13 protein-coding genes are annotated in these 17,938 nt (G+C 55.3%); 6 read left to right on the top strand and 7 right to left on the bottom strand.

Annotated elements, in window-relative coordinates:
- Nucleotides 1–123: 123 nt before the first annotated feature.
- The 3 genes from LOC67_RS12640 to LOC67_RS12630 form a co-directional block, all read right to left on the bottom strand.
- The gene (locus LOC67_RS12640; protein WP_230262967.1) at nucleotides 124–1,257 is read right to left on the bottom strand and encodes a hypothetical protein; all 1,134 of its coding nucleotides are present in this window, start codon (nucleotides 1,255–1,257) and stop codon (nucleotides 124–126) included.
- 453 nt (nucleotides 1,258–1,710) lie between these two features.
- Nucleotides 1,711–2,808: a carboxypeptidase-like regulatory domain-containing protein gene (locus LOC67_RS12635; protein ID WP_230262966.1), complete on the bottom strand. Its 1,098-nt coding sequence runs from the start codon at nucleotides 2,806–2,808 to the stop codon at nucleotides 1,711–1,713.
- Nucleotides 2,809–3,061: 253 nt separating this feature from the next.
- Entirely contained in the window at nucleotides 3,062–4,279 is a 1,218-nt protein-coding gene (locus tag LOC67_RS12630; RefSeq protein WP_230262965.1) for a carboxypeptidase-like regulatory domain-containing protein, read from the bottom strand.
- Nucleotides 4,280–4,486: 207 nt separating this feature from the next.
- Between LOC67_RS12630 and LOC67_RS12625 the strand changes: the two genes are divergently transcribed.
- Nucleotides 4,487–4,723, top strand: a complete 237-nt coding sequence (locus tag LOC67_RS12625; protein ID WP_230262964.1) for a hypothetical protein — start codon at nucleotides 4,487–4,489, stop codon at nucleotides 4,721–4,723.
- Between the two features lie 220 nt (nucleotides 4,724–4,943).
- Here LOC67_RS12625 and LOC67_RS12620 read toward each other — a convergent pair whose 3' ends face one another.
- Both LOC67_RS12620 and LOC67_RS12615 read right to left on the bottom strand, forming a co-directional pair.
- Nucleotides 4,944–7,394 (bottom strand): TolC family protein, encoded by a 2,451-nt coding sequence (locus LOC67_RS12620; protein ID WP_230262963.1) that lies wholly within the window; start codon nucleotides 7,392–7,394, stop codon nucleotides 4,944–4,946.
- Between the two features lie 312 nt (nucleotides 7,395–7,706).
- The gene (locus LOC67_RS12615) at nucleotides 7,707–8,606 is read right to left on the bottom strand and encodes a hypothetical protein (RefSeq protein ID WP_230262962.1); all 900 of its coding nucleotides are present in this window, start codon (nucleotides 8,604–8,606) and stop codon (nucleotides 7,707–7,709) included.
- 504 nt (nucleotides 8,607–9,110) lie between these two features.
- On the opposite strand from LOC67_RS12615, the gene LOC67_RS27585 reads away from it, so the two are divergent.
- The 5 genes from LOC67_RS27585 to LOC67_RS12590 all read left to right on the top strand — a co-directional run bounded on the left by LOC67_RS27585 (nucleotide 9,111) and on the right by LOC67_RS12590 (nucleotide 15,819).
- Nucleotides 9,111–10,673: a SpoIIE family protein phosphatase gene (locus tag LOC67_RS27585; RefSeq protein ID WP_230262961.1), complete on the top strand. Its 1,563-nt coding sequence runs from the start codon at nucleotides 9,111–9,113 to the stop codon at nucleotides 10,671–10,673.
- A gap of 364 nt (nucleotides 10,674–11,037) precedes the next feature.
- Nucleotides 11,038–11,643, top strand: coding sequence for a nitroreductase family protein (locus tag LOC67_RS12605; protein WP_230262960.1), 606 nt, complete (start codon nucleotides 11,038–11,040; stop codon nucleotides 11,641–11,643).
- A 204-nt stretch (nucleotides 11,644–11,847) separates the two neighbouring features.
- Nucleotides 11,848–13,230 carry a PP2C family protein-serine/threonine phosphatase gene (locus LOC67_RS12600; protein ID WP_230262959.1) on the top strand — a complete coding sequence of 461 codons (1,383 nt, stop codon included), beginning with the start codon at nucleotides 11,848–11,850 and terminating at the stop codon, nucleotides 13,228–13,230.
- Between the two features lie 146 nt (nucleotides 13,231–13,376).
- The gene (locus LOC67_RS12595; RefSeq protein WP_230262958.1) at nucleotides 13,377–14,756 is read left to right on the top strand and encodes an ATP-binding protein; all 1,380 of its coding nucleotides are present in this window, start codon (nucleotides 13,377–13,379) and stop codon (nucleotides 14,754–14,756) included.
- 253 nt (nucleotides 14,757–15,009) lie between these two features.
- Entirely contained in the window at nucleotides 15,010–15,819 is an 810-nt protein-coding gene (locus LOC67_RS12590; RefSeq protein ID WP_230262957.1) for an inositol monophosphatase family protein, read from the top strand.
- Nucleotides 15,820–15,823: 4 nt separating this feature from the next.
- On the opposite strand, the gene LOC67_RS12585 is transcribed toward LOC67_RS12590, so the two are convergent.
- Together LOC67_RS12585 and LOC67_RS12580 are read right to left on the bottom strand one after the other, a co-directional pair.
- Nucleotides 15,824–16,663 carry an aminotransferase class IV gene (locus LOC67_RS12585; RefSeq protein ID WP_230262956.1) on the bottom strand — a complete coding sequence of 280 codons (840 nt, stop codon included), beginning with the start codon at nucleotides 16,661–16,663 and terminating at the stop codon, nucleotides 15,824–15,826.
- Nucleotides 16,664–16,694: 31 nt separating this feature from the next.
- Nucleotides 16,695–17,912: an alpha/beta hydrolase gene (locus LOC67_RS12580; RefSeq protein WP_230262955.1), complete on the bottom strand. Its 1,218-nt coding sequence runs from the start codon at nucleotides 17,910–17,912 to the stop codon at nucleotides 16,695–16,697.
- Nucleotides 17,913–17,938: the final 26 nt, after the last annotated feature.

The raw sequence follows: 17,938 nt of genomic DNA, 5'->3' as shown, positions 1-17,938 counted from the left end.
CAAGGTGAACTTTGAAACTGGCGTTCGCCTGAACGCCATGCATGCATGTCTTGTTATGGGAATGCAATCACGCACGCTCTCTCACATCGGAAAGAGCCATGCGCGGATCCTTAAGATAGATTTCTAGTAGACGCCAACCGTTGTGGCGCTGGCGAGCTCGTGGAAAGGACGAACTCCACTGACACCATCCCATGGATACATGTCGAACGGAGCTTCACGCTCTCCCTCATCACGTTCCATGAATCCAGGTACGAAGAATTCATCGGTCAGCGTGTAGAGTTTGACGCGTCCGGTTTCTCCGTAGCCGACGACTTGATCGTAGTCGTCAAACTGAACGACTTCGGTGACCGCGCGAGGCTGCGGCGCGTAGTAGCTGATCTTGTAGCCTTCGGCTGCTGTGATGGGTTTGCTGCATGCCAAGCCCATCAGTGTGTTCCCGTAGGTCGGCGTCATATAAACGCCACCCTCTTCGACCGGTCCGCCGAGCATTTCTTCGACACAGAAGCGAGTCCACTGTGGTGTGAATTCGGTTCCGCCAGAGAAAATGCCTTTGATTCCGACTTCTTGCAGACTGGTGCCGCGATCCTCTAACGCTTCACCGAGTGATTCCAACAACTTTGGTGTCGCAAACATGCATTGAATGTCGTGACCTGCGGTTAAAACAGTAACCGCCTGATCGATGCAATGCTTCTTGTATTCTTCGAGGTGCTCCATCCATCCCTTCTTGATCAACTTCACAACCCATCGTGGATCCAAGTCAATGCAGAAGCAGATACCGCCACGGTGTTGCGCTAGGTGCTCAACAGCCAAACGAAGCCGACGTGGACCGCTTGGTCCCAGCATCAGCCAATTCGCACCGCGAGGGAAATACTCGTCGGGAAGCGTGTCGCTGAACAACTCGTAATCTTTCCAGTGATCCTCAATCACCATCCGGCTCTTGGGGATCCCGGTGGTTCCGCCCGTTTCGAAAACGTAGGTTGGCTTTCCGGCATGACCTTTTGGAACCCAACGGGTTACCGGTCCGCCGCGCAACCACTCGTCTTCGAAGTGTGGAAATTTCTTCAGGTCATCGAAGGACTTCACATCCTTCAACGGGTCGAAATTCAGCTCCGCCTTCTTCCCCAGCCAAAACGGACTTCCCGTTTCATCGCTGAAGTGCCAGTGGACAGTTTTCAGGGTGTGCTCGTTCAAACGATCGAGGGCCTCGGCGGCACTTTTTGCGACTTCGTCAGAGATCGCTGGTTCAGCTGAACTCATTCTTATCCGGCAGGTGATGTAGGAGGTGGGATGTGTGGTCAGAGACCGTCGAGCTTAACCGATCGGGCGGCCTCAAGCTTGCTCATCAATGCATCAAATTAGCCGGCAAACTCGCCCGACCAATCAGCCCATTGTTGCGTGCGGTAAAGTGGGATGAAAGAACCCTGCGACGAAAGATAGTCGACACCGCCACAAACAAGTAACCATCCTCAAAAAAGTAACGCCATTTTGGACTTCGTAAAGATTACCGACCAGGCAATTGGTGCTTGTAGCGGAATTGGATTCGGCACCTGAACAGACGCAAAACCTTTGCGAAGCCACTATCCCCGCTGTCATCGCGATCTCACGAATCGACCATGATGTGCCCACGAAAAAAGCCGCACCTGAACCAGGCGCGGCTTTGTGTTTTAATTCTTCGTGGCACCGCATGAGCGGCACAACTAATCAGCACACTTATGGAGTAGCTGGGCTAGCAACAGGTGGGGTCGTCGTGTCGTCGTCATCCGATGCCGCAATTGCGATCGCCGCACCGATTCCGCCCAACAGGCCGATTCGTCCCAAGCCGCCGCCACCGCCGATTCCGCCACCGCCAGCTCCGCCGCCACCGACAGAACCGCTCATGCCACCACCTGCAAAGATTGGTGCACCACGATCGTCGTCCTCAACGATGACTTCGTCTGCGATCACAACGTCAGCGACAACTTCGTTCGTAGGCACTGGGGCGACTTGCATGACGAAGGTTGCGGGCAGATCGCCAACTGCAACCAAAGTCGAGCCGTCAGCCTTTGTCAACGCAGTTTGCACAAGCGCGGGATCAACCAGTTCAACACCGAGGACACCAAAGCCATCACGGCCAGATCCGATGACGGTGTAGCTACCTGGAGAAAGCTTGCTGACCCAGAAGTTGCCTTCGTCGTCGGTCATGGTGCGAGCGACTTCGGCGCCGTCTTTGTAGATCATCACGTTTGACTGAGCGGAACCCAGGTGATCAGCAAAACCGGCACGAGCGATGTGACCTTTCAAACCACCTTCAAATTGGCGAATGCGGATCGTCTCGCCGCTTTGAGCACGGTCGGTGGTCAGAGGGTTGGTCGATGGGTCGAAGACGATTTCGGTTTGAGCGGCTTCGCTGCTTGGAAGGTATCGCATCATGACGCTTCGAACCACGTTTGCTTCGACAGCACCAGCGGCGATTTCAAATTGGTCTTTCAAAGGAACGATCGAATCAACAACGTGCATCGCACAGCAAGCGAACGAGTGCTCACCCTTGATCACTAGCGTGTAAACGCCTGGTTTGACGCCGGACATGGTGAATCGACCGGTGTTATCCGACGCGACTTCGCCGATGACCAACTTGCCACTCTGATCCAAAAGATGCACTTTCGCGCCACGCACAGCAGAGATACTGTCACCGCGGGGTACAACGACGCGGCCTTTCACGGCCCCATTGGTTGCACGTACCCACTGATGTTCGGTCACATCGGCTGCTGACGAGTATCCAGCCGATACTACTAGTGCGAGCGTTGCAGCAGCACGAGTTAGAAGATTCATTATCCAGCTTCCAGTCAAAGTTGAGCGTTCTTAGTTGCAGGCAAACATTCCTGCCGATTGACTATAAGTGCAGCAAATAGGGAATTCAACGCTTGTGGATAGCAATTTGGCAATTTGGGGAAGATAAAAACCGCACCCACCTACCCATCTACTCTGCACCTGCCCAACAGAGCGGTTTTTTCATCAAAATCGCGCCGTGAAATTAACCGCACTGACATCTTTTCGACCGCATCCTGGAAGCTTTCGAACCACCCTATGGAGTCGATGGACTTGCAATCGGTGGAGGCACCAAAGTGTCGTCGTCATCAGATGCGGCAATCGCGATCGCTGCGCCGACCACGCTAAGGCCGACAATGGGGCCGATCCCCCCGCCACCGCCTAGTCCTCCTCCCCCGCCTCCGCCACCACCGCCGAACGAACCGCCTGCTCCACCACCGGGAACTTGTGCAGCGGGAACACCGGCGACAGGTGGACCACTGGCAGCAACATTGGCTGGGCCAGGAACGGAATCGTCAAAGAGCTTGTCCAGGGCTGGCGAATTGAGTCCGACAGGCGCTAACTGAACAGCGAAAACCGAATGGTTAACAGCGGCTTTCATCGAAACCAAGTGCTGATCATCGGCGATGCCCAAGCTCGCTGTTGATGTCCCTGCTTCGACAACCTCAAAACCGGTGACTGCCAAACCGTCCGGTCCAGCAATAATGATCGAGTACGGGCCTGGCGTTAGTCCGTCAACGCGAAAAGCACCGGTCTCTTCACTGACTACTTGTGCGACCAAAGCATTGCCTTGATAGACAAGAACATTATTGACGCCAGCTTTGATTAAACCCTGACGGTCAGCGCCGGCCCGAAACAGCTGGCCGGACACCTGGTTGGCGGCAAGCTTGACCAGGGAGTTTGGGGAATCTGTTTGCGTTTGCAACATCTTCGTCCCACTCGTCGGAGTGAACACAGAAGCGAAATTGACTTCCATTGGCAAATAACGCGATGCGGCTTTGCGGACCACTTCGATCGGCAACGCCGCTGGGGCGACCAGCATGGGAAGACCGCTGGTCGCTTCGGCGTCTTCGACAACATGCATCGCGTAGATGGCAACCAATTCCGGACCGGTCGCGACCAATGTATACGTGCCCGGCTGGATCGATTCGAACAGTAAATCCGTTTCGGAGGCTTCGTCGGAGGCCCCGAGAACAACATTACCGTCTTGCCCAATAATATTGACCTGTACCGGACTGCCTTGCTGGTACTGACCTCCAAACGGAGGCAAGATGGCAGCTCGGAGCTTTCCGCTGGAACTTACCGAGCTCCATTGCTGAGTGACTAGCGTTCCCGCATCTTGTGCGTCTGCGTTTTGGATCGCAGCGGTCATCGGAAACAGGCTGGCAAAACAAAGCACCGTCGAGCGGAATGAACGCATCGCTTGGCTCTCTCGTAACATGATGTGATAGGTGGGGCGTGATCGAGTGTGCATTTCGCCCATGCCTCGCTCGGATCACCTGATCTGAGGGTAGGATAGTACCGCTTTATCGTTTTCCAAGTCGGCGGGGGTAGTCCAATCGTAAATCCCTACTCAGTTTCATCCGAGGCTCCGTTACAAACCGGTGTCTTTACCGAACGTGCCTCGCTGAACGAACGGACGTTCCTGTATCGAGTAATCGACATCCAGTCGCCGATCCCGATGCAGCTGCGCTATTCCGGTTGGTGGTTTCGTCAGACCATCGCGATCTCAGGCTTCGTTGTCTGGAGCAAAATCAGTTGGCTGGACATTGACCGGCAGGTCGAGTTTCAACTTCCCGCCGAAGTCGATCCGCAGAGACGTCCCGGCCGAATCGAAATTGACTTTTCGCGTGGCCTTCGGATCCGCCGCTTCCGCGTGTGGATCGATGAACACTTGGTTTACGACGAAGTCATTTAAGTGCCGATCGCCGAAAGGTTCTGCTATATAGAATCGGTGATTTGCACGTTGGTTATAAACGACGAAAAGCTCGAGGCGCCTTGTGAGCGCGACTCGAGCTGTTCGTGAGCAAGAGCGATCTGTTCGAATTGAATCAGAACCGATCAGCGATCTCGCTTTTCCTCCGCCCTACGGATGGATTGGTGTCTGCCCCATCTGGTTTCCCAGTTGTAATTCGGAGCTAGTTCCCGCTTTGAGTTGCCGATGCGGAACCGACTTGAAGTGGTTTGCGTCGCACGGGGAGCGGTGCTCCGCTGGGATCGACAAGGTTGGCTTGTCGAACTCCGCTGCCGACCACTTCGGCTTGATAATTAATCGGCCGCACATTGTTCGAGGCTTGACTGCCAGCGGGCAATTCGCGAGGAACATATTTGCTGGGCACAAGAACGCTACTTGGTGGTTCCAAAGAATCAACCGCGTTGTCGCCAGACTCACTGCTGTTGGAATCATCGGGAACCGGAACGTAGCGTGGCATGGATGGGTCAGGTGTCATCAGATCACCTGCTTCTGGCAACGCCCGCAAAGGTGTTTGGTCGATTTCAGGAACGTCGTCCATCGTGGGTCCAAGCAAGTCCATGCCACCGTCAGTTTGGACTGCGTCTCCAAAGTTCAATGCGTTGGCAGCCGATTCCGCATCCATCACAGGCCCTTGGCGGACGACGCTTGGGCGAGTCACGCCGTACTGCAATTGATGTCCAGCCGCTCGTTCGCGAGCACGTTCCAGTGCGTCACAATAAGCCTTGCTGTTCCATGGCCCTTCACGCAGTTCGATGCCGTTGTTGGCCAGCAACGTTCCACGAAGCAGGTCGACGTAGTTGATCGATTTGTTGTATTCGGTCAGAGCTCGGTAGTACGAGATCTGAGCTTCGGCGCGACGTTGCTGACTTTGCAGAACCACGTTCACGTCGCGGAAACCTTTGCGGTATTCCAACAGTCGTGCGTCGACTTCTTGCTCGGTCGCTTGCCATTCGTTCGCAGCCGATTGCAACAACGAGTAGTGGCTGGCAACCTTTGCAACAGCGTCGCTCAATTGGCTGATCAATAGCCGCTCGCTGTCGGCAAGATTGTCTTCACGTTGGCGAAGGGTCATCTGGGCGTTGCGGACGCGAGCTTGTTCACGTCGTAGACCGACCGGCATCGAGATATCCAGACGCACTTGAGCTTCTTGGTAGTCCCCGCTGGTGAGTTCCGCGAGCGAGCTGCTGCCGTCGTTTGGAAAACGATTGCCATCACGATTCGGTGGTCCCAGCGTGTCACCAAGTCCGACCCAACGGTACAGGAACGACAAGTCAACTTGTGGGAGCACTTGGTTCTTGGCCAAAGCCAGTTCCAGTTCCCCCTGCTTGATGCGGTACTTCTTTTCACGCAGTTCAGGACTGAGGTACAGAGCCTGTGCGACGGATTCCCACCAGTCGTAGTCAACACGCGCGACAGTTGGTTCGTCGATCGGGCGAATCAAACGGTTGTCCGTCGGTGGCAACCCGATCAATTCACGCAGTGCACGTTCACGACCGTAGACGCCAAAGCGATCGTCACCCTGCAGGTTGGATCCTGTCAGTGCGGCCGTCAAACGTCGATGTAGGTTCCAGTACTGGCCAACAGCTTGCGAAAGTTCTTGGATCGTGGCATTGCCTTTTTCCATGTTCAACTTGGTGAACTGAGCGGTCGCCTGTGCGCTATCACGAGCAATCGTCGCGGTCGAAACGGCACGGTAGGACAGGTACAGATCCCAGTAGGCGACTTCGACGTTACGGACCAAGTTTCGTACTTGGGCTTCGTAGCTGGCAATCGCAATGTCTTCGTTCATACTCGCCAACATCACAGGAATTCGGTTGACGTAAGTTCCACGGTTGCGCGACAGCGGATGCTGGATTTGAGCTTCAATCAACGACGTGTAGTCGCTGGGATACAGTCGCGAGAAGCTGCTGATCTGCGAATTGTTGCGGGTGTAGATCGTTTGCTGACGAAGCGTCGCGACACCGCCGGTTACTAGACGCTTGCTAATCGCGGCTTGTTGCGTGGTGTTCTGGGCGACCGAAACCTGTGGGTTGATCGAGTTTCCCGCACCGACGTTCTGCGGACGATCGGTCGTCGAAAGATCGATGAAGCCGCTCGCGACGGCGTCGAATTCTGCCAACGCGTCTTCGACACCACCGATTTGGTTTGCACGAACAGCTCCACGTGGCAACAAACGGTTTCCAGCCCCATCAGTGGTCAAGTGCACTGATTGAGTCGTCGTTTGCTGCAGCGCGACATCGTAGATGCTACCGAACTGGCCTGGTTGGCTGCTGACAAACTGCGAAGCAAGGTTTTGCTGCGTTTCAGACGTACCGCCATTGGCAAGAATGAAGCGCGCGTTCTGTAGCGCCATCCCAACGCATTCTTCCAGCGTCAGATTCCAGAACTGATAGTCGTGATTACCGACCGTCAGCGGCGGAAGCGATTCGACCGCTTCCGGCATCGGTTGCACGTCGACATCCGGATATTCGATGGATGTCGCAGTGTCGAGATAATGTTTGAGGTCCGGCGACTCGTTGATGAAAAACGGTTGTGTTGGCGTACATCCGGTAGCCAAAACAATCGCCAACGCGAGTTGCAGGTACGCAGCAAAACGAAATAGCGAGCGATTCATGCCCAAAAGCTTCCCTAGGTCGTGATGCAACCGAATTCGGTCCGTGTGAAGGAGGATCACACGACGATTCGGCCCAAACACGAGCAGTCCAAATGGAAGCCCCCCACCAGCTTCTCGCGTCATCGCAAACACGAGAACCTGTCCAGGAGTTGGATATCGGTGGCAAGGCACGCAAACTTTGACGGTTCTGTCAAAAATTCCGATTAGTTTTCAAAGCGAGCCTGATGAGCTGTTTCACAACAAAAAAAAGGCGGCGTGTTTCACGATCGAGTCGCGAAGCACGCCGCCAATTGGTTACCACACCAGTTGTGATCAGTTTTCTGCGGGTGAGAACCGCAGGTAGATCGGCTTTGTCAGAAGCGAAAGCGGATTTAACGTCCGCGCCGATTTCTTCGCCTTGCTTTGATTTCCCGTCGCGGCGACAACCATTTCCGGTTCGTCGACCATGATTTTCGGAGCAGCGATTTTCGGAGCAGCGATCTGTGGATCGGCCGCCAACCGATCTTGAGCGATCTCTTCTTCCGAACTTGCCAAGCCGAATTGCGATTCGACACCAAACGTATCAGTCGATGGGTTGGAAACTCCACCAGACCGCTGGATAGCCGAGTAGTCGTTCAAATCTAATAGGGGCAGCTCTGGTTCTGTCCGCTGTTGTTTTCCGTTTTGAAAACGTGGCGCGGCAAATCGACTGCCTCGATCCGATGGTGAACTGCCGAGGTCGTCTGAACCGGGCGGCTGCAAATTCAACGCGTCTTCGATCTCTTCGACATTGCCACTGTCGATCGTCGGGACGCTATCGATAACCGTCTCGTCTGCGCCGATACCCTGCGATGACCGTGGCCCAGTTAGTAGGGCTTCCCAGGGTTTGGGATAGAAGTACAGATCGGTGTATCGCTTGCAGCGTTTTGATTCGCTGTACAAATCCCGATGTACCGCACGATGCCATGCCATCGCTTCCTGGCTGGACGGGGCGATGTGATAGGCGATCTTGCCTTCAATATAGCTGGGCCGGTTGTAAGTCCGCCGATACCCCGGCGCCAACCGATTGCCAACAGGGCCGATCACATCCACTCGCTGATGGACGGCTTGATTTTCGCGGTCAGGATGATGCGCCCGGGCGACGCTGCCTGCCAAAGGCAACGATACTGCCAACCCGCCTAGCAACATTGCTAAGCGTCGCTTCGATCCGATGATGATTCTTTTCCGGGACATCCTTTCCCACCTCGTTATCACACCGTGTCACATTCGATCCGACTGAAAGCCACGATCGGAACGGCTATCCGTGCCGTACCAAAGCGACCGACTGGATCACATGGCCTGCATGTACTTTTCGACCGGATCGGGACCGTTGTGCGGCATTTTGATCCAAACACGGTTTGCTCCGTTGGTAACGATCGTACCGAGAGCCGACTTCGAGTCTGCGGCCATCGTAAGGTTTACTAGCAAATCAGTTCATACCGACTGGGGGCGATGGACGATGGCTACATTCAACAGCCAGCTCGATTCGAACTGCGGTTCGATTCGAACTGGCGAAGAGATGGAAACATTACTGGCAGGGATTGCCGTTGCACGGTGTTTAGAAGGCGTTATCAGCTCGCCCGAGAGATTCAATCCGGGTGTGACAAACGCAAACGGTAGTGACGTCATTTTTTATTCGTCGTCACGGCCACAAGTGCTGACCACACGTGCCCCCTTTCAACCACCGACGCGGACCAAGTGCGTCTCGACTGCCAGGAATACGCTGTGGAAAAGACGGCTCCCAATCATCTACGTATCCATCGTGGCGATGAAAACGCCGCGGAATCATCCATCAACGCTCGCACTACAAGCCAAAAATTCTGGCAAGCGTTTTCGGCGGCGACTGGCTGGCGGGTCGATGCATCGCATCGTCCTTCGGTTCAAACCGATACCTCTCGCCGCAAGCCCGTTCGCGTCTTGCCCGCGGTAGGGATGGACGTGATGGCTGACAACCCCGTCGACGCAATGCCTCCGGTCGAAAAAGCGAGCGCCGCCGAACTGGCCCAACTTGCGACCGAGATGGCGAGCGACATCGAAATGTTGCAATCGCATGTCCGCAAACGTGAAGTCGAACTCGCCGCGATGGCGGTCGCTCCGTACCACACCGCTGACGTCGAAGAAACATGTGCAAGCATCGAAGGCACTTTGCGTGATGCAGCCGAAGCGTTGCGATTTGATGCCGCGGCGATCTATGTCTTGGATGACGATACACAGTTTCTTAACACGCGGGTCGTCTTTGGTCTGCCACAAGAACGATTGACCGCCGAGCCTCGCGCCCTGCGTGGCAGCCGCGGTGATCTAGAAGCGATGGTGCAAGAGGTCGTCATGATCGATGACCTACACAACGAAATCGGTTCGACTTGGAACGCTCCCGAAAACGCCGGCTCGGCGATTTGTGCCGCGATCTACAAAGGGGACCTTCCGGTGGGAACGCTTTGGCTGTTCTCGCAAAACCGAAAGCCTTTGGACAAGTCACATGCCGCCATCGCACGAATGGCTGCCAAACTGGTCGCCTTGAATCTGTCCGCGGCCGTACAAAGCCGTGCCCAACTTTCGTCCAAACAAGCCACCGAAGCGGTCGCCGACATCGCCGCATGGCAGTACTCGGCACTTCCTGCAAGCAACGACATTGCCAGTGGCTGGTTTGTTGACGGAATGATCGACTCCCCAGATCGCTGGGCCACCGGCTGGCACGCCTGGGATGTCCTCCCCGATGGCAGCATCATGCTGGCAATCGCCGAAGCCGTTGACCATCATGCCAATGGCGCAATGGCCGCCACCACGGCCCGCGCCGCGCTGACCGCGCACAGCGGATATCGACACTCACCACGCCAAATGCTGCAACGAATCAGCGATACCCTCTGGCAAACCAACACCGCTGATCAACTGGTCTCGTTGATGTACCTGCGGTTGGATCCAGAAACAGGAGAAGGCGAAGTCGCTGTTGCCGGACAGATCGAAGGCATGATCGCCGGAGACTACGGATATCGGCCACTGGTCGCATCCGGCTGTCGCCCGCTGGCAAGCTCATTCGATATCGATTGCTTCGAATCAACATTCAAGCTTGCCCAAGGTGAGAAGCTACTGGCCTACACCGGGGGGCTTCGCAAAGACGGAATAGGACAGGATCTGATTGGGTGCTGCATGCGGAACTCCGATAGCAACGCCAAAGACCCACTTGCGATGTTGCGTCGCGAAATCGCGGACTTCCCAATCCGCAACGAACGCGGTGCACTGATGCTCGCCAGACGCTCGCAGTAGATCGAAAGCTTTCGATATGTCGCCGCTCGATGCAAGCAGTTGAAGTCGACTGTCGCGTGTGTCAAGCGGAACGCCAATCAAGATTCGCGGTGCCACCGCCTGCGAATGCTTGTCGGGGTTCTGCCACGCTTTCCGCTCCAATTGTGCGGCGGAGATCGATCGCGGAGCCACATCGGCGTACAGAAATCGCTATTCTGAGCGTTGTCACCCAGGCGTAGTCATTTGAATACGCCTTTTCGCTCCCGGGTCCATCCAGTCGACCCAAGGCGATAGACGCGATAACCCAATCCAAAACTTCAAACCATCGCGCGACGCGGCTCGCATTTGATCGAGCTTTTGTGTTGTCTGCGGAGCTTTAAACATCGTGACGACGAACCCCACACGTCATTCCGTCATCGACTCGGTCGCCAATCGGTACAGCGCATATCGCTTCTCGCCGAAACCGGTCCCAACCGACCTTTTAAAGCAGTGCTTCGAGGCTGCCGCATGGGCGGCAAGCAGCTTCAATGAACAGCCCTGGCGTTTCATCGTCGCCACCCGCAGTGACTCCGAAGACTTTCAGAAGATGCTTAGCTGTCTAATGGAAGCCAACCAATCCTGGGCGGCCAACGCCGGTGCTCTAGTCCTGACAGCTTATCGCAGCAAGTTCACGCAAAACGACAACCCAAACCGAGTCGCGTTGCACGATCTCGGACAAGCTGCGGCGCACTTCGCACTGCAAGCGACCGCCTTGGGTTTGCAAGTCCATCAGATGGGCGGAATAAATCTAAGCCAGATACGAACAGAATATCAGATCCCTGAACCGTTCGAACCGGCAACGGCGATCGCGATCGGCTACCCGGATCTTGACGCCGCGACCGATCCGAACAATCAAAAGTTGCAAGATCGGGAACGGGCAGCCAGAGTCCGCAAACCGCTTTCTGAACTGCTGTTCCAGGGAAAATGGGAGAATGCTGCGGATTGGTCGTGATTTCGCGACGAAACAAAATCCCTAGCAAACAATCAAGCAAACGAAAGATTACTCTGACATGGCGGTATATGACTGTGGTAGACAGAACCAAATGAGGGTCTGAACTTTCACGAATTGCCCCGCCGAAACGCCGCCTAGGTGTTTCAACGGCTTGCAAATACAATAAACATCTGTCGTCTGTGTCGACGACGAATTCATGGTGACATGTTCGTTCAAGTCATCTCAACGTCCTACTTTTTGAAACAACCTCGGGAAAAGCGATCGGTGTCGGAGTCTTGGAATCCTGGTGTTGTCTGTGCAGCGCGAACCGATGTCGGAATGCGCCGGACCAACAATCAAGATTCGCACTCCATGATCCCGGCGCAGTCGCGTGAACGTTTCGACGCCCGAGGACACCTGTTCGTCGTCGCCGATGGGATGGGGGCACACGCCGCTGGCGAGCTAGCCAGTAGCATGGCGACCGAACTGATCGCGATGAATTACTTTCGCTCGTCACCGATGTCAGCGAAAGACGCATTGCATGTCGCCGTCAGCGAAGCGAACGCGGAAATCTTCCAGCGTGGTCAGAAGAATCCCGAATTTCACAATATGGGAACCACCGCCAGCAGCCTCGCCTTGCTGCCGACCGGTGCCGTTATCGCACACGTGGGTGATTCGCGAATCTATCGGCTTCGCGGCAGTGTTTTCGAACAGATGACGTTTGACCATTCATTGGTCTGGGAAGTTCAGGCGAGCGGCCAGGTTCACCCGGATAGCGCACTTGGACAGGCACTGCCCAAAAATGTGATCACTCGATCGCTTGGCCCAAACTGCGATGTTCAAGTTGACATCGAAGGCCCTTTCGAGATCGAAATCGGTGACAAATTTCTGCTGTGTAGCGATGGCTTGTCCGGCCAGGTCGACGATGTCGAAATCGCCACACTGTTAGAGTGCTTACCCGATGATTTGGCGGCCGAAGTCTTAGTTGACTTAGCCAATCTTCGTGGCGGACCAGATAACTCCACCGTGGTGATCGCCACTGTTACGGACGGCCCGCTGGTCAGTCCCGAAGCCAAACAGATGCAATCCCGCGACGACGACACGCTGGTCTTCTGGGGTACAATCGCGTCGATCGTCGCCTGCGGCATTTCCTCGATCACCAGTGTGGCTTTCTTTCTGTTGCAAGAACCCGGGCCGATGATCATCGCTGTGATCGGAGCGATCATTTCGGGCGTCATTGCCGCGATGAGCTACAGCAGCTTTAAAGAACAGTCGCGGCGACGCAATCTTGCCCTGCGTGACGGAACAACGATTCCCAAAGCGTTCGGTGGAAACGCACCTTACCGAAGATACCTCGCCAAACCCGACGAAACGCTATACCAACGACTCGGTAAAACCGTCGAAGAACTCCGTGATGCAGCCAAGCTAAAAAACTGGCTCATGGACTGGGGCCAAATCGATGAACTGCAAAAGCAGGGTGCAGCCGCGATGCAGGCCGGTGACGGCAAATCAGGCATCAGCTTTCAGGCCAAAGCGATCATCGAAACGATGCACCAACTGCGCGAACAACATGATCGAAGCGCGAACGAAACGGCGATCGATCACTGAACCAACGTTGGTTATCTTAGAAGCCGCCAGCGACTGACAATGATGCGGCATCGTTCGCGATCGGTTGTCCATTCTTTCCACGCCGCTCGAATCGGGTCGTTCGCCGCATCCCGACATTTTTACAGCTATCAGCACGGCCGATCGAAGTGAATGACCTTTCTTCTCGCCTAGCAATCCCGCTTATTCCGGCAGCACGCCTGGGTTCATCGACCTGGCTGTTGCACCTGCGATACTTTGCGATCGCCGGCCAGCTAGTCGCCATCGTCGTGGCCGTACTGATCGGGATCAAGTTGCAATACGACGCGCTACTTGCGCTCGTCGCGATGACCGCGGTCACGAACGTCGTCTATGGCGTCTATCTCCGATCCGAATCGGCCCAGCCGACTGCAGAACTAAGCGGTGAAACAGAGCTACTGTCTGCGGACGATCCCCCGACGGTTCGCTTGATCACTCTTGGCCTGATGCTGCTGGACCTGATGACGCTAACGGCGATGCTGTACTTCAGCGGTGGTCCGGCGAACCCATTCAGTTTTTTCTACTTCGTCAATCTTGCCGTTGGCGGAGTGATGATTTGGCCTCGAGCCGCTTGGTCGATGACTGCGGTTGCCATCGTCGGATACGCAACGATCTTGCTTGATAGTGTCCCAGTTTCTGAATTGGGGCCGCCACTAGCTCGACACGAGTTCGGATTGCGTTCGATCGGTTTGATGATCGCCTTCGCAACCTGTGCATCCGTGGTGACCTACTTCGTGACTCGCACCAGTGGCTCCCTACGCGCCCGCGAAAAAGAGCTGCGTGAAAGCCAACTTGCCAAGGCGGCGAATCGACGACTGGAAGCGTTGACCACACTCGCCGCCGGGGCGGCCCATGAACTTGCCACACCGCTTTCGACAATCGATGTGATCTCACGGGAATTGTCACGGCACCTGGAAGGCATTGAAAAACCCGAATCCGTCGCCGAAGACCTTCGCCTCATCGACCATCAATTGGAACTGTGCCGACACATTTTGCACCGCATGCGTGGTGCCGCGGGCGATTCGATGGCCCAGCAATGGTACAAAACGACGGTGGGCGACCTGATCGATGCGACACTCGAAGGCGTCCGCGATCCCCATCGTGTCGACGTGATCGACGGATCCGAAGACGACGAAAACCGAACCTTGTGGATGCCCGAGGAAGCCGTCGCCCAGGCGATTCGCAACTTGATTCACAATGGCCTCGATGCAAGCGGGGTCAATGGCCGCGTCAAAGTCGAATCGCGAATCGACGATCAGTTCGTCGAATTTATCGTTACCGACGAAGGCCAGGGGATGACCGACGAAGTTCTCGGTCGAATCGGCGATCCGTTCTTTACCACCAAAGAACCAGGTCGCGGCATCGGTTTGGGGCTTTACCTAACCAGGAACGTCGTTTCACAATTGGGTGGGTCGCTAAAGTTTTCGTCCATCCCTGGACGCGGAACCTTGGCCTTGGTCAAACTGCCGGTCGCCAGTCCGGAAAACGCCCCAAACCCAACGACCGGGTAGGTGCTCTCGGCAGCATGTTGACTCGGCCCAATTCGCAATCGAAAAACGTGACGCCAAAATCGCCCCCTTTTGGCAAGTGCTTCGGTCAAGCTTGATTTTCGAATGAGCCGATCGGGCGCTATCCCCGGTTGCCCATGCGACAACCGCCGCTAACGCGGTGCGGCTGATAGGGCTCCAGCCGTACAATTCAGTTGGAACATAGCACTAGCCTACAAGATAGCGCCATCACCCATCGCAAAGATTTGCTACAGCCATGTCGGACAACCTGAACTCCATATTGAAGACCGCCGTTTCCGCATCCCAAGCTGGTGGTCACGTTTTGCAGCGGTACTGGCACAATGGCATCGAACTGCGCGACAAGTCCGAATTTGGCGGCAAGAGTTACGATCTGGTCAGTGATGCGGACCTGGAAAGCCAATCCGTGATCGCTCGACTTCTTGCCGATGCGTACCCGAAACACGCATTACTCGGCGAAGAAAACTTGCAATGCGACTTGTCGGCTGAACATCTGTGGGTAATCGACCCCTTAGACGGCACAAATAATTTTGCTCATCACATCGGACACTTTGCCGTATCGATCGGCTACCTACGTGATGGAGTCCCAACGGTCGGTGTCGTTCACAATCCCATCACCGGCGATACCTACACTGCAATCCGCGGCGAAGGCGCCTTTCGAAATTCACAACCGATTCATGCGGGCAAAGAAACCGAACTGTCACAGTCAATGATCGGATGCGGTTTTTACTACGATCGTGGCGACATGATGCGATCAACATTGGCAGCGATCGAAGAATTCTTTTCACACGACATTCATGGGATTCGCCGCTTTGGCACCGCCGCACTGGACCTATGCGCAGTCGCTTCGGGGCAGTTCGGCGCGTTCTTTGAATACAAGTTGTCTCCTTGGGATTTCGCAGCCGGACAATTGATCGCTTCCGAAGCCGGCGCAATTGTTACCGACGGGAAAGGTGATCCACTTGGCTTGTCACAATCAAGCGTGTTGGCTGCGACGAAGGCGATTCATCCGAAGGCTCTGGCGATCACGGCAAAGCATCATCCATAGCCCGCTAACGTGATTTACCAATCAGCTGATCGAATCCTTTTCGCAATGACTGGTAAACCGGACGATTGCTGGGGGTAGCCTGGCCATCGATACGGTTGGCAAACCATATCCCGCAACTTGATCCGGTCAGCAATACCTCATCCGCTCGGCTCATTCGCTCCGGCGAGATCGGTTCTTGCAGCCAATCGAGCTTCAGGTCAGCTGCGATTTTGACCACCGCTTGCATCGATACGCCAAACAGAATTCGCTCGATAAACGGCGAAACCAAACATCCGTTTTCGACGATCAAGACGTTGGCAATGCTGGTTTCGGTGATCGTTCCGTCGTTGTCCAGCAAGACACCGATCGCGTCCGGATCCTGGTCCTGGGCAAACTGATCGGCCAAGTAGTAGTGCAGCCGTGACCGAACTTTGATGTTCCTTGGCCAACATGAGGGATCAGGTTGCATGACGTCCGTCACCACAAGAGGCATCCCGCTGGTGGTTCGTCTCTGTATCAGTTGCTCATCAATCGCATACAGATCGATAACGAACGTCGCCTTGCCTTGCACTCCGGGAGAGGCCAGCAGCAAAACACCGAAATTCTCGTTACCAGCGATCCAGGCTCGGTTCTTCTGAAGTGTCTGATCAATCAGTGAAAGGAGTTCGTCGCGGTTTGGCAACTTAGCCACTCGCAGCACTTCGGTGCTTTGCTTCCAACGCTGAAGGTGCGTTTCGACTTGGAAAAGCTTTCCCCGGTAGGCGCGGATACGTTCTACCGCGGACACGCCTTGCGTGACCGCCGGATCTGCGATCGATACCCTCAGATGTGCTGCCGAAACCCAGTGGCCATTTTGATATGCCAATCGAGTTTCGTGCACGCGGTCGACGATGGGGCTAATAGCTCTGACTCCCAGCATCGCTGATCAAACGAGCGAAGTCACAGCCGCAACCATTTTCGTAGTAGTCCATTTCCACATGACGTAATCGAACCGAACCGGAAAAATCGCGTGACCGAACGGGTAAACGGGTCCCGTCGTATCGTGGCGCGAAGCTCGAAGGACCGCTATATCCAAGTGCCGTTTGACTGCGGACCTTTTCTAGCAGCCAATATCGTTTCAATACCGCGTCGCGTCGGTTGTACATCAAGAACAGTTGGTCCATGTTCTTGGTCGCCATGCGGTGATACCCACAACTGGCCAGCCAGTTCGATTCGATTGCCGGGGCGACCAAACCGACATCAACTGCGGCCCCTTCGATCTTTGGCCCCGGAATTGTGCGTCCACTCAGCGTACCGCCAGCCAATGCGTGAAGCGCCCCGGTAACAACGCGGCCGCCAAAACTGAAACCAACAACGGCCAGCGGAGTCCCGGCTTCGACATGTGCCCGCATCACCGTAGCCAGATAAAGACTCTGTGCATCACATCGGTCTGCCTTGCGGCGAACGTCATGCACAGCAATGCCTTCCTGTGCACTTGGCCAACTAAAGATCAGCCAATCGACCGGTTGATCCAGATTGCATTTGATCGTCTGGCGTACCTGCATTGCACGATTGACGATATTAGACGCCGGCATCCGGTTGCCATGGACATAGATAACGACAGGGCGGTCGGGTCGTAGTGAGGCGAAGTATTCCTGCGCTTCGATTGATCGACTTTGTCCACACTCGATCTGCCATGCTTTGTAAGGAGTTTCCTCCAGCGGTGCCCGGCAAGCATCGAAAGGCAAATGCCGTGTTGAAAACAAAAACACACGTTCACAGCACGATGGGTTGATCGACGCCAAGGAAACACAATCAGCCAATTCGGCATCGGTCAATTCGATCTCGCTTTGAACATCCCCGTCGCTCGACTCTGCAAGGTCCAATTCAGAAACGCCTGCGTCGCTGCCACTTTCCAAATCGACGATCGATTCATTCGCCAATACAGAGTTCAGCCCAAAAGGTGCCCCTCCGATCGCGATCATCGCAACCAACAAAAGAGATCGCAGCGGTACAGCGCAGCAGCGAACCGCGTGCATCACGCTATCGGTCATCACGTTCAACAACATGGTGGCAATCAAGTAAAGCGACAAAGGCGGGACGAAAGGAAGGCACGGAATGATTCGCAGACGCATCCCGGGGGGCAACGGAGTAGCGGCAG

The sequence above is a fragment of the Stieleria sp. JC731 genome, assembly GCF_020966635.1.
Lineage (GTDB): Bacteria > Planctomycetota > Planctomycetia > Pirellulales > Pirellulaceae > Stieleria.
The sequence above is the reverse complement of the archived record's forward strand: the minus strand, read 5'-3'. Positions and strand labels throughout refer to the sequence as shown.

Coding starts and splice junctions, on each gene's coding strand:
- LOC67_RS12625 (WP_230262964.1), top strand. CDS start 4,487: ATGCAGCTGCGCTATTCCGGTTGGTGGTTTCGTCAGACCATCGCGATC.
- LOC67_RS12630 (WP_230262965.1), bottom strand. CDS start 4,279: ATGCACACTCGATCACGCCCCACCTATCACATCATGTTACGAGAGAGC.
- LOC67_RS12615 (WP_230262962.1), bottom strand. CDS start 8,606: ATGTCCCGGAAAAGAATCATCATCGGATCGAAGCGACGCTTAGCAATG.
- LOC67_RS12600 (WP_230262959.1), top strand. CDS start 11,848: ATGTTCGTTCAAGTCATCTCAACGTCCTACTTTTTGAAACAACCTCGG.
- LOC67_RS12620 (WP_230262963.1), bottom strand. CDS start 7,394: ATGAATCGCTCGCTATTTCGTTTTGCTGCGTACCTGCAACTCGCGTTG.
- LOC67_RS12580 (WP_230262955.1), bottom strand. CDS start 17,912: ATGCGTCTGCGAATCATTCCGTGCCTTCCTTTCGTCCCGCCTTTGTCG.
- LOC67_RS12635 (WP_230262966.1), bottom strand. CDS start 2,808: ATGAATCTTCTAACTCGTGCTGCTGCAACGCTCGCACTAGTAGTATCG.
- LOC67_RS12590 (WP_230262957.1), top strand. CDS start 15,010: ATGTCGGACAACCTGAACTCCATATTGAAGACCGCCGTTTCCGCATCC.
- LOC67_RS12640 (WP_230262967.1), bottom strand. CDS start 1,257: ATGAGTTCAGCTGAACCAGCGATCTCTGACGAAGTCGCAAAAAGTGCC.